Source organism: Phytohabitans flavus (assembly GCF_011764545.1).
Classification (GTDB): domain Bacteria; phylum Actinomycetota; class Actinomycetes; order Mycobacteriales; family Micromonosporaceae; genus Phytohabitans; species Phytohabitans flavus.
This window is the reverse complement of the sequence record NZ_AP022870.1, coordinates 2818187-2829262: the sequence shown is the minus strand read 5'-3', so window position 1 is coordinate 2829262 and position 11076 is coordinate 2818187. Positions and strand designations below refer to the sequence as shown.

Sequence of the window (11076 nt, the reverse complement as noted above, 5' to 3'; positions counted from 1 at the left end):
GAGGCGGCATGAGTCGGCGGCCCGCGGTCGACGCCCTCCGCCGCGCCGTCCGGACCGCCCGAGCGTGGGCCGCGACACCGGGCGCGCTGCCCGGCTTCCTCATCGTCGGCGCGCAGCGGTCCGGCACGACGTCCCTGCACAGCTACCTCGCCGCCCACCCCCAGGTCCGCGCGGCGAGCGGCAAGGAGCTCCAGTACTTCAGCCTCCACTATGGACGCGGCGAGCGCTGGTACCGGGGCCACTTCCCGCCGCCGTCTGAGGAAACGGTGTCCTTCGAGGCGAGCCCGCTCTACCTCTTCCACCCTGAGGCCCCTTCCCGGGCAGCGGCGACGCTGCCAGACGGCCGGTACATCGCGCTGCTCCGCGACCCGGTCGAGCGCGCCTGGTCGCACTACCTGCACACCCGCTCGTACGGCCAGGAGCCGCTGGACTTCGCGGACGCCCTGGCGGCGGAGCAGGACCGCGTCGCGGCGTCACCGGACGGCTGGCGCCGCTACTCCTACGCCGCCCGCGGCCGTTACGCCGAGCAGCTGGAACGGTGGTTCGCGCACGTGCCGCGCGAGCGGATCCACGTAATCCGCAGCGAGGACATGTACGCCGACCCGGCCGAGGTCTACGCCGAGGTGCTGGCGTTCCTCGACCTGGAGCCGTTCACCCCGCCGGAGTTCGCGGTACACACCCGCCGCGCCGACAGATCCGCCGCACCCGAGGACACGGCTCGCCGGCTGCGCGAGCACTTCGCCCCGCACAATGACCGTTTGGCCGAGCTGCTGGGGTGGCCGCGGACCTGGCCCTCCGGTTAGCTGTACCCACACGAGGGAGGACAGTGCCATGGCGGACGAGGCGGTAAACGCGTACATCCGGGCGACCGCGGCACGGCTGAAGGCCGACGGCTGCGAGGTGTACACGGAGGACTGGAGCGGCACGCCCGTGCTGGTCGGCTACCGCGCCGACTTCCGCCTCCGGTGGATGGCGACGAAGCTGCATCTCATGACGGTGGTCGGGCCCGCAGCCTCGGTCAGCCAGCAGGTCCTGGAGGGCTTCACCAACGGCGCGTTCGACTACGCCCAGACGCGGAAGGGACAGTTCCGCGGCCTCCAGTCCGGCGTCGCCGTCTTCCCCTGCCTCGTCGGCACGCACGTAGACCCGGCGGCCATGGCATGGACGCAGCGGCAGCTACTCCGCTTCGGCAGCTTCGCCCGCCCAGTCGCCGTCGACGTCACGACCGGCGCCGTGGCAACCTTCCGCCGCATGACGATGCTCGGCTTCGTCTACTCCGGACACCTGCGCCGCAAGCTAGACCTGTACTTCCCGCAGGCCGCCACCCAGGCGCCTACCGCACACCCTTGAGCAGCTCCGCCGGCACGCCCTGACCGGCTACGCCGCCTCGACTTTCTCGAGGAAAGCCAGCCAGCTCGCGCTCCTCGCCGCCCACGGTGGCGTCAGCAGGCCAAGCTCGACGACCTTCTTCGCGATGTGAACGCTGTCGGACTCGGCGTACGAGCGGAATGCTGTCGACCGGTTGCCGGCCGGACGCACACACTGACGAAGCCGCTCCTTGGCATCCCTGACCCTGCCGACGTCTTTGCCGAGGTACTGATCCGGCGCACGCCACGACCGGTGGAGCGACGCGACCGCGGTCGGGAAGAGAAACCACCAGGTCTCCATCTCCCAGGCGGGTACCACGGCATGCACCGGCCAAGGGAGCGACCGGTACGTCTTCTCGATCTTCTCGATGAGCGGCACGTGCGCTGGGTCGAAGTCATCCGCGTCTTCGTGCATGAACACGCAGCGGATCGGCTCGCGGCGGTTGTAGGCGCGCAACACCGCGGAGACTTTGGTCGCCTTCGTCGGCAGCCGTTCCGGCGGAACACCCTTGACCAAGGTGATCGGTTCCCGCAGGTCCCGAAGCGATCCCGCCGGCAGATCAGGGCGGAGCGCCGCGATCAGCACCTTGAGGGTCTTGCGGTCGTTGTCGTCCTCGCCGAGGATGACGATCCGCTCACCCGGCTTCCTGCTGCCCTCGGCCACCTACGGCACCCCGCCCAAAGCGCCCGTGAACCACAGCTCGCCGAGTCCGACCTCGCCGCGCAGCTCGCGCTCCATCTCGCGGACCAGTCGCGGCTCGATGGCCGGTATCCGGGAAGCGGCGTTCTCGCCCCGCTCGCAGACGATCAGCTCGTCCGGCGAGAGCCGGTTGACCAGCGCGGGCGAGTGCGTGGCGATGAGGAACTGGGTGCGGCTCGATGCCTCCCGCAGAAGGTCGACCAAGCGGTCGAGGATGTGCGGATGGAGTCCGTGATCGATCTCCTCGATGCACGTCAGCCGCGGCGGCGAGGGGTCGTAGAGCAGGGCGAGGAGGGCAAGTGCCCGGACCGAGCCGTAGGACGCCTCGCCCAGCGTCGTGGAGCCGGACAGGCCCCGTTCGACGAGGTTGAGCACCATGCCTTCAGCGGCGCCGCCGACCGGCACGAACTCAAGTACTTCGAGCCCAGGTATGAACGCCCGCGCGTCGTCGCCGAGGGCCTGGAAGCGGTCAGGGTGTTCCTCGTGGATATACGCCAGAAAGGCGGCCAGGTTGCTTGCGTTCGGCGCGAGCGTGCGGCTGTATCTCTCCCGGGACGGCAGGCGGGCGCTGGCTACGTCGATGTCGAAGAGTCTGACGCTGGCGAAGAGCTCGGCCAGCTCCAGCACCTGGTCGCCGCCTTCTTCCGGTTCCAACAACTTTGGCAGGCTGGCGAGACCGAGCGCCCCTTCACGGAGGCTTGCTGTACGGTCGCCCTTGCGGGTGAACGTAATGTGGCCGCCGTTGACGACGATCTGCTGGTCCTGCCCGGCAGGCCGGTTGAACTCGAATCTCTCCTGACGCCTCAGCTCGGGGCGCTGTGTGGATCGACCGCGAGTGACTGTGAGCGAGTAGTCGTCGGTCGCGCCAGCGCCGCTGTTCTTCGTTACCGACGCCTCGGCCTCGATCGAGATCGAGGGGCTGCTTCTTGTGCCGCGAAAACGCACCCGGTCGAAACCGCCACGGGCGTCGAGTGCGGGTGCGAGGTCGGTGCGGACGGCGTCGCCGAGGAATGCGATGACGTCCAATAGATTGGACTTGCCCGATCCGTTCGGCCCGACGAGGACGTTCAGCGGCCCCAGGTGCACCTCGACGTCGCGCAGGCTCCGGAAGTTTCCGACCTTGAGCCTGAGCAGGTACGGAGGGCGTTTGGCGGCCACCCCGCGAGGATACTGCCCGAATCAGCCGCCTTGGCGGATGCCGGAGAGCATGTCGGCCGGCGGGCGTTTGGCAGTCAGCACCACAGGCGTGTCGGTGACCTGTACCGGGCCAGAGCCGGCCGCCGCGGCGCCGAGTGTGCCGCTCGTCAGGCCAGCGGCGGCGGGCACCGCGACCGGGTTTCCGGTTGCCCACACTACGAGTGCCGTGTCCGTGCCTTTGCGGAAGGCGGCGCCGGCTAGGCCCTTGTCGCTTACCGGCTCGGCGGTCGCTCCCTGGGCGAGCGCGGCCAAGCCGGCCAGCATCTGGCCGGCCGTGCGCTCCTTGCCGTCCGGGTCGAGGAGGCCGTAGCGCACCTCGCTGCCCTGCCGGTTGTCCGGGTTGTACGCCAGCGGCAGCCAGATCACCTCACGCAGGCCGCCCGCCGCCAGCTGCGCGACCGCTTTCACCATCTCTGCCGAGCGGGACGCGGCGTCGGCGTCGCCGTCGCGCCAGAACTGGCCGACCTCCCACGCCGCGACCGGGGTACCGGCCGGCGTCTCCGCGGACAGGTAGCCCAGCAGGTCGGGGACCGCGCTCCAGTGCTCGTAGAAATGCACCTGCCGCACGTCGACCACCTTTTCGTCGAGCAGCTTCTCGGTCGCGGCGAGGTACTCCAGGTTGCGCGCGTTCTGCGGCACGGTGAGTGCCGCGCGCAGGTCGGCCGGCGTCGAGACGGCCGGGATCTGCTTGCCGCGCGTGCCGATCCGGCGCTGGAAGTACGCGTTGTACGCGCGCACCGCCTCGGCCTCCTGCCCGGCCCTGAGCAGCCGGTCAGCGACACCCCAGCCGTACGCCACGCTGCTGATGCCCGAGTCGACCACGCGGGCCTGCGGGTCAGCGGCGCGGATCGCCTCGGCCGCGGCGGTCACGAGTGTCGTGTAGTCGGCGGGGCTGCCGGCCCAGTACTGCGGGGCGTTCACCTCGTTCTCCACCGCGTACTCGCGAACCCCGTACGGCGCGTAGCGGCGCACCAAACTGTCTACAAAGGACTTGTACGTGCCGAGGTCGCGGGGCATCGCCGACTCGGTCTTGTTGGCCTGCCCGCGCACGTGCTGAGCGGTGCCGCCGGTGGCCCAGCAGACCCCGGTGCGGATCTTCAGATGCAGCGTGATGCCCAGCGAACGGCTCCGCTCGGCCACCCGGTCGACCGCGCTCCAGTCCGGCTTGCCCTGCTCCCGCTCGATGTCGCACCAGCTCAGCTCGTGGTACGTCGCCGAACCGGCGATCTTGCGGAGGAACGGGGTGAACTGCTCGTACCGGTTCCAGTCCCAGTGCGCGCCGAACGGGGTCGTACCTGCGGCCACGGGTGGAGGGACGCTCGTGACAACCGGCGAAGGCGCCGGTGCGGGCGACGATGACGTGCAGCCGGCGAGGACGAGAGCGGCAAGACCGACGAGCAGGCGCCTCATCGGTAGCCCAGCTCGCGGAGCGTGCGGCGGGAGAAGACCCAGACCAGAACGCGCAGGAACGGGTCGAGCTCGCGCCGGTACGTACCAACCCGGGAGCCGTAGATCTGTGCGTCGGTGCGGGCGGCGGCGCGGCGCTTGTCGGCCTCGGTGGTGTATTTGTCGGCCACGTCGTGCTCTTTGTCGCCGTACTCGAGCACGCTCGGCTCCCACGGCTCGCCGAGGAACTCGAAGAGTCCCCGCAGCGCCTTCTCCGGCTCGCGCACCGCTTCCTCGTACCGCAGCTCGAAATAGCGCTCCGGCGGGAGCGCGCGGCCGGCGGCGCGGGCGACCCGGATGTAGCGCGGCCATTTCACCACGCACTTGACCGCCGACCAGTAACCGAACCGCTTGCGGTGCGACACGACCACGTCGCGACCGTCGCGGATGACATGCACGATCTGCGCGTCGGGAAAGACCTCGGTGAGGAACGGGATCGCGAGCGCGTACAACGGGGTCTTGTCGGCCCAGCGGGCCTTGCCGCGCCCGGCCGCGTAGTCGGTGTGGATGCCGCCGAAGAACTCGCGGATGCGGCGCAGCCAATCCTCGCGCGGGAAGCCGAAGCGGGCCAGCCGCTCCCAGTCGCGCCCGACGATCCGCTGCATGTCGGTGAGGAAGCGGGTCTCCGGGCCGCAGCTGATCCGCGAGTGCGAGTCGAGCACCAGGCGCAGCATCGTGGTGCCGGAACGCTGGCAGCCGAGCAGGAAGATGGGCGCGTCAGACATGGGCGGCCAGCCGCTCGGTCAGCTCGTCGCAGAGTGCCCGTACCCGGGGTCGATGTCGAGCGGGCGGCGGGCCGGCGTGCGCCGCTCGACGTGGGCGCAGAGGCGCGGGTCGTACGGCAGGTCGAGGAACGCGCAGAGCCGGCGGGTGGCGGCCTCGGGGTCGGCGACCAGCGCGTCGTACGAGCACAACAGCACGTCGTCGCGGCCGGCCAGGCCGAGGCGGAAGAAAAGACCGTTGCGGATGTACCAGAAGAGGGCGGCCGCCGTGTGTGGGCTCATCGCCATGTAGTCGAAGTCACCGATCAGCGCCCGGCTTTCCGCGTCGAGCCGCTGCCCCTGCCAGCCGGCGCCGATCGTGCCCTCGGCGATGGCGCGTAGCGCGTCGAGGTTGGACGTGCCGAACTTCGCCACCTCCGAGCGGGCCCGGTCGTCGACGTCGCGCCACACCCACAGCGCGCGGCCGGCCGGCAGGTCAGGCAGGGCGAGCAGCTCGTCGACGCGGTGGGTCTCGCAGAGTGGCTTGACGATGACGTACGCGTGGCGGCTGGACCGGATCGCGCCGCTGAGCACGGCGTCGGACCGGAGCTGGAAGCGGTGGAAGACCCGGCGGTCGTTTTCGTTGTGCACCTGAAACTGGGGTGCCGCGTCGAGGCCGCGCATCAGCATGTTGGTGCCGGAACGTTGCAGACCCACCACGTACACCGGCGTGGCCTGGCCCGGCGTGACGCCGTGCGCGCGTCGCCAGCGGCGCTTGGCCCACGCGGTTGTGGCGCGTTCGACCGGATTGAGCCGGTCTTCCTCGACGAGCCGCCGCAGGCCCTCGGTGCGCGCCCAGCGCACGTGCCGCGCGATGCGGCGAGCCGTGTACGCCACGGCGTGGGATTGGTCGGCTGCTGGCACGCACAGCATCTTCGCATGGCTGTAGCCTCACGGTCGATGCGCGTGTTGCACGTCAACAAGTTCCTGTACCGGCGGGGTGGCGCCGAGGGTTACCTCTTCGACCTCGCCGCGCTTCAGCGTGCCCGGGGCGACGAGGTGGCCTACTTCGGCATGACGCATCCGGACAACGACTCGCCTCAGCGGTACGGTCATTTCTTCCCGCCGCACGTCCAGTTGGAGCCACCGCCGCCGGGCATCGCCAAGCGCGCCGCCGCGGTCGGCCGGATGCTCCATTCGCCCGCCAGCCGGCGCGGGCTGGCGAAGGCGATCGCCGACTTCCGGCCGGATGTGGTGCACGCGCACAATGTGTACCACCAGCTGTCACCGTCGGTGTTGCGTGCGGCGGCGGACGCGGGCGTGCCGTGCGTGCTGACGATGCACGACTACAAGCTCGCCTGCCCGAGCTACCAACTGCTGGCCGGGCGTGCGATCTGTGACGCCTGTGTCACGGGCGGTCCATGGCAGGCGCTGCGCACCCGGTGCAAGGACGGCTCGCTCGGGCACAGCGCGGTTCTCGCCGCCGAGACATGGCTGCACCGGGTCACCGACGCGTATGGGCCGGTGCGGGCGTTCATCAGCCCGAGCCGCTTTCTGGCCGACGTGATGGCGAAGGCGGGCGTCTACCCGGACCGGCTCCGCGTGGTGAGCCACTTCGTCGACGGTTCCGTCATCGCGCCTTCGTCGTCCCCCGGTGACGGCGTGGTGTTCGCCGGACGGCTGGTGGACGAAAAGGGTGTGGACACTCTCATCGCCGCCGCCGGGCTCGGTGGGTTCCGCGTCGACGTGGCGGGGGAGGGGCCGGCCCGGGCCGAGCTGGAGCGGCTGGCGGCCGAGGCTGCGCCCGGGCTGGTGACGTTTCACGGCCGGCTCGCCAAGGACGACCTGCACGACCTGATGCGGCGGGCCCGGGTGGCGGCGGCGCCGTCCCGGTGGCACGAAAACCAGCCGATGGCGGTACTCGAGGCGTTCGCCTGCGGGCTGCCCGTGGTGACGACCGGGCTCGGCGGGCTGCCCGAGCTTGTGGAGCCGGGCGTCGACGGCGCGATCGTGCCGGCCGACGACCCGGCCGCGCTCGCCGCCGCGCTGGCCCCACTGGCGGCCGATCCGGAGCGCGCTTTCACGATGGGCAAGGCCGGCCGGGCGAAGGTGGAGCGTGACTTCGCGCCGGACGTGCACATCTCCCGCCTTCGCGATGTCTACAGTGGAGTTCCGGCGTGACGCGGGTGCTCTTCGTCGCCGGCAGCGGCCGCAGCGGGTCCACACTGGTCACCAACGTCCTCGGCCAGGCCGACGGTGTCTTCGCCGCGGGTGAGCTGCGATACCTGTGGCAGCGCGGGGCGATGGAGGATCGACCGTGCGGCTGCGGACAGTCCTTCACGGAGTGTCCGGTGTGGACTCAGGTGATGAAGGAAGTCGACACCGACCCGCCAGCGGTGGTGGACACGCTCCGGCGGCGGCTGCGGATGCGGCGGTTGCCGGCGATGCTGTGGCGGCGGCGGGCGAAGGCCCACCCGGGGATCGCCGCGCTCTACGCCGCCCTGGGGTCCGAAGTGGTCGTCGACTCCTCCAAGCTCCCGCCGTACGGGCTGCTCGTCGACGGGTTACCTGGAGTCGACATGCGCGTACTGCACCTCGTGCGCGACCCGCGGGCCGCCGCGTTCTCCTGGCGCCGGCGCAAGAGGCTCGACGGGCCGGACGACGTGACGTTCATGAGCCGCCCGCCGGTCGCCAAGGCCGCCCTCCTCTGGCTGGTGTGGAATGCCACGACCGCGCTGCTGTGGCGCCGCTCAGGCCGCTACATGCGCGTGCGGTACGAGGACTTCGTCGCCGACCCGGCCGGGGTGACCCGGCGGATCGCCGACTTCGCCGGTGTGCCCGGCGTGACGTTCGACGGAAACACCGTCCACTTGGCACCCACCCACGCGGTCGCCGGCAACCCGTCCCGGCACCGCACCGGGGACGTGGCCGTCGTCCCCGACGACGAATGGGTGCGCGGCCTGTCCCGATCCGCCTTCGCTCTGGTCACGGCGATCACCGCGCCCTTATTGTGGCGCTGGCGCTACCCTCTGCGCCGCGCCGCCGCGGGCTCTCCGGCTGGCGTCGGGACCAGGGCAACAGGAGGATGAGGCCGTGTTAGCCGTCGTCGTGGGCACCGGGCGGTGCGGGTCGACGCTGGTGCAGGAGTTGCTCACCCGCCATCCGGCGGTCGGGTTCATCTCCGGCGTCGACGACAAGCTCTCCCGGCTCAACCTCGACGGGCGGTTCAACGGCCGCGTCTACCGGCGGATGGCACCCCGCCCGCCGGGCATGACCTCACTCAAGCACAGCACCGGGCTGCTGGAGCGGGGCCGGCTGCGGGTGGCCCCCTCGGAGGCGTACCGGCTGATCGACCGGCACGTCTTCGCCGGCTTCTCCCGCCCCTGCCGGGACCTGCTCGCCGAAGACCTGACGCCACGCATGGCCACCCGGCTGCACGCGTTCTTCCAGCGGCGGATCGAGCGGCAGGGCTGCGAGGTGCTGCTGCAACACCTGACCGGCTGGCCGCGCACCGGGTTCCTGCACGCCGCGTTCGGTGACCTGCGGGTCATCAACGTGATCCGGGACGGCCGCGCGGTGGCCAACTCGTGGCTGCAAATGGGCTGGTGGGACGGCTGGCGCGGCCCGGACAACTGGCTGTACGGGCCGCTGCCCGCCCCGCTCCGCCAGGAGTGGGAGGACTCCGGGCGGTCGTTCCAGGTGCTCGCCGCGCTCGGCTGGCGGATGCTGATGGACGCGTACGCGCAGGCCCGAGCCGTGCACCCGGCGGCACAGTGGCTCGACGTGCGGTACGAGGACCTGGTCCGCGCGCCCAACGAGCAGACCGCGCGGATGCTCAGCTTCCTCGGTCTGGAGTGGACGCCGACGTTCGAGGCCGGCTTCGCGCGGCACCACTTCCACACCGAGCGGGACGCGGCGTACCGGCGTGAGCTCACCCCAGCCCAGGTGGCCGCGATGGAGCGGGCGCTCGACAAGGCGCTGCCCCAGTGGGGGTACGAAAGCTGACCCGCATGGTCGAGCTCGCGAAGGGGGAGTCGTGACGCTTCCGGTTGCCCGGGTTCCGATCCACGTGCCGGACGAGGTCCTGGACGACCTACGGCAGCGGCTGGCGCTGACCCGCTGGCCGGACGACGCCGGCAACGACGGCGGGTACTACGGCGTCGAGCGGCGCTACTTTCAGGAGTTGGTCGAGTACTGGCGCGACGCGTACGACTGGCGCGCGGCAGAGGCGGCCATCAACGCGTACGAGCACTACCGCGTCGACGTCGATGGCGTGCCCGTCCATTTCATGCGCCGCCCCGGCATCGGTCCCGCACCCACCCCGCTCATCCTCACGCACGGCTGGCCGTGGACGTTCTGGCACTGGTCCAAAGTGGTCGATCCACTCGCCGACCCGGGCGCGTACGGTGGCGATCCCGCCGAGGCGTTCGACGTGATCGTGCCCTCGTTCCCCGGCTTCGGCTTCTCCGGCCCGCTGCCCAACCGCCCGGACATGAACTTCTGGAAGGTCGCCGACATCTGGCATACCCTCATGCGCTCGGTCTTGGGGTTCGAGCGCTACGCCGCCGCCGGCTGCGACGTGGGCGCACTGGTGACCGGCCAGCTCGGCCACAAGTACCCGGACGAGCTACTAGCCATCCACAGGCGTACGAGAACCCGCCCGGCGTCACCACGGAGCGGCGGGTGGCGCACTTCCTGGCCAGCGATCGCGCCGCCTGGTACAACCACGTCAACCTGACCGCCCACGACCGCGGCGGCCACTTCATCCCCTGGGAGGTCCCCGACCAATGGGTGGACGACCTCCGCCGGACCTTCCGCGGCCGTCGCTAGGGGCCGCGCCCGGTGGAGGCCCCGGCCTCGGTCCCGTGACGACGAGTCCGGCCGCTGCCCCTCCCCGTCCTCGCGCGGCCGGCCTTCCGGGTCGTCGTCAGGGGAGCGGCAATGGCCGGGACGACATAGACGGGGTGGTCTTGGTCCGCGCCGGGTAGCGCGGCCGTCAGCTGGGCTCGGTGAGTAACGCGTCGACGATCGCCGCGACCGAGGTGACGATCGCCGCGCGGTGACGCTGGAGGCGGGCCTTCTCGGCGCCGGCGTCCGGGTTGCGGATGCCGGGTGCGGTCGTGCTCCAGGCCAGCCCGGCGCCGAGCGCCGCCATCAGCGCGTCCATGCCGCGCTCGACCGTCGTGCCGTGCACGGCGGCCAGTGCGCCGGCCTTGGACAGGTGGGCCTCGAGCTCGGCGGGAGCCGCGTCGGGCCGCTCCAGCGCCTTCCACTGGGTGAGGCGCACCAGTCGCCCGTCGGCCATGAGCTGGTCGAACAGCGCGCCGATGTAGCCGGGCAGGTCGTGCGGCGTGAACGGCACGAGGTCGGCCAGCACCTGAAGCCGCGCGTCGAGGACCGCGTCGAAGAGGGCGTCCTTGGAGCCGAAGTAGGCGTAGATGGCCTGCTTGTTGGCGAAGGCCGCGGCGGCGATGCGGTCGACCCGGGCGCCGGCCAGCCCGCGCTCGACGAACTCGTCGAACGCCGCGTCCAGCAGGCGGGCGCGGGTCGCGGCGGAGTCGTAGGCCATGCGTCCCAGACTAAACCAACTACCTGGTTGACATCCAGCTCGGGCGCCGCGTAGCTTCTAAACCATCCAGTTGGTTTCGTGTCCGGAAGGACAGCT

Annotated in this window: 12 protein-coding genes; 6 read left to right on the top strand and 6 right to left on the bottom strand. The window is 71.0% G+C overall.

The window, feature by feature from the left end; genetic code table 11:
* Positions 1-8: 8 nt before the first annotated feature.
* Both Pflav_RS12340 and Pflav_RS12335 read left to right on the top strand, forming a co-directional pair.
* Positions 9-803, top strand: coding sequence for a sulfotransferase family protein (locus tag Pflav_RS12340; protein ID WP_173036293.1), 795 nt, complete (start codon positions 9-11; stop codon positions 801-803).
* A gap of 28 nt (positions 804-831) precedes the next feature.
* Positions 832-1350, top strand: a complete 519-nt coding sequence (locus Pflav_RS12335) for a levansucrase (protein WP_173036292.1) — start codon at positions 832-834, stop codon at positions 1348-1350.
* Between the two features lie 27 nt (positions 1351-1377).
* On the opposite strand, the gene Pflav_RS12330 is transcribed toward Pflav_RS12335, so the two are convergent.
* The 5 genes from Pflav_RS12330 to Pflav_RS12310 all read right to left on the bottom strand — a co-directional run bounded on the left by Pflav_RS12330 (position 1378) and on the right by Pflav_RS12310 (position 6335).
* On the bottom strand, positions 1378-2031 hold the full coding sequence (locus tag Pflav_RS12330; protein WP_173036291.1) for a hypothetical protein: 654 nt from the start codon (positions 2029-2031) through the stop codon (positions 1378-1380).
* On the bottom strand, positions 2032-3225 hold the full coding sequence (locus Pflav_RS12325) for an AAA family ATPase (protein WP_197938380.1): 1194 nt from the start codon (positions 3223-3225) through the stop codon (positions 2032-2034). It lies immediately after the preceding gene.
* 21 nt (positions 3226-3246) lie between these two features.
* Positions 3247-4569 carry a hypothetical protein gene (locus Pflav_RS12320; RefSeq protein WP_173036290.1) on the bottom strand — a complete coding sequence of 441 codons (1323 nt, stop codon included), beginning with the start codon at positions 4567-4569 and terminating at the stop codon, positions 3247-3249.
* Between the two features lie 101 nt (positions 4570-4670).
* Positions 4671-5435 carry a sulfotransferase family protein gene (locus tag Pflav_RS12315; protein ID WP_173036289.1) on the bottom strand — a complete coding sequence of 255 codons (765 nt, stop codon included), beginning with the start codon at positions 5433-5435 and terminating at the stop codon, positions 4671-4673.
* 18 nt (positions 5436-5453) lie between these two features.
* Positions 5454-6335: a sulfotransferase family protein gene (locus Pflav_RS12310; protein WP_173036288.1), complete on the bottom strand. Its 882-nt coding sequence runs from the start codon at positions 6333-6335 to the stop codon at positions 5454-5456.
* Between the two features lie 36 nt (positions 6336-6371).
* Here Pflav_RS12310 and Pflav_RS12305 point away from each other — a divergent pair, with 36 nt between their 5' ends.
* The 4 genes from Pflav_RS12305 to Pflav_RS12290 are packed head-to-tail and all read left to right on the top strand — an operon-like array spanning position 6372 to position 10149.
* A complete protein-coding gene (locus Pflav_RS12305; RefSeq protein WP_173036287.1) occupies positions 6372-7592 on the top strand; it encodes a glycosyltransferase in 1221 nt (406 codons plus the stop codon).
* On the top strand, positions 7589-8500 hold the full coding sequence (locus Pflav_RS12300; RefSeq protein WP_173036286.1) for a sulfotransferase family protein: 912 nt from the start codon (positions 7589-7591) through the stop codon (positions 8498-8500). The genes Pflav_RS12305 and Pflav_RS12300 overlap by 4 nt, the downstream gene beginning before the upstream one ends.
* A 4-nt stretch (positions 8501-8504) precedes the next feature.
* Positions 8505-9416: a sulfotransferase family protein gene (locus tag Pflav_RS12295; protein WP_173036285.1), complete on the top strand. Its 912-nt coding sequence runs from the start codon at positions 8505-8507 to the stop codon at positions 9414-9416.
* A gap of 31 nt (positions 9417-9447) precedes the next feature.
* A complete protein-coding gene (locus tag Pflav_RS12290; RefSeq protein ID WP_197938378.1) occupies positions 9448-10149 on the top strand; it encodes an epoxide hydrolase family protein in 702 nt (233 codons plus the stop codon).
* A 258-nt stretch (positions 10150-10407) separates the two neighbouring features.
* On the opposite strand, the gene Pflav_RS12285 is transcribed toward Pflav_RS12290, so the two are convergent.
* Positions 10408-10980, bottom strand: a complete 573-nt coding sequence (locus tag Pflav_RS12285; RefSeq protein ID WP_173036284.1) for a TetR family transcriptional regulator — start codon at positions 10978-10980, stop codon at positions 10408-10410.
* Positions 10981-11076 lie beyond the last annotated feature (96 nt).

Bases quoted from the DNA above. Each gene is read 5' to 3' on its own strand.
- Pflav_RS12340 (WP_173036293.1), top strand. From the start codon at position 9: ATGAGTCGGCGGCCCGCGGTCGACGCCCTCCGCCGCGCCGTCCGGACC.
- Pflav_RS12335 (WP_173036292.1), top strand. From the start codon at position 832: ATGGCGGACGAGGCGGTAAACGCGTACATCCGGGCGACCGCGGCACGG.
- Pflav_RS12285 (WP_173036284.1), bottom strand. From the start codon at position 10,980: ATGGCCTACGACTCCGCCGCGACCCGCGCCCGCCTGCTGGACGCGGCG.
- Pflav_RS12315 (WP_173036289.1), bottom strand. From the start codon at position 5,435: ATGTCTGACGCGCCCATCTTCCTGCTCGGCTGCCAGCGTTCCGGCACC.
- Pflav_RS12305 (WP_173036287.1), top strand. From the start codon at position 6,372: ATGCGCGTGTTGCACGTCAACAAGTTCCTGTACCGGCGGGGTGGCGCC.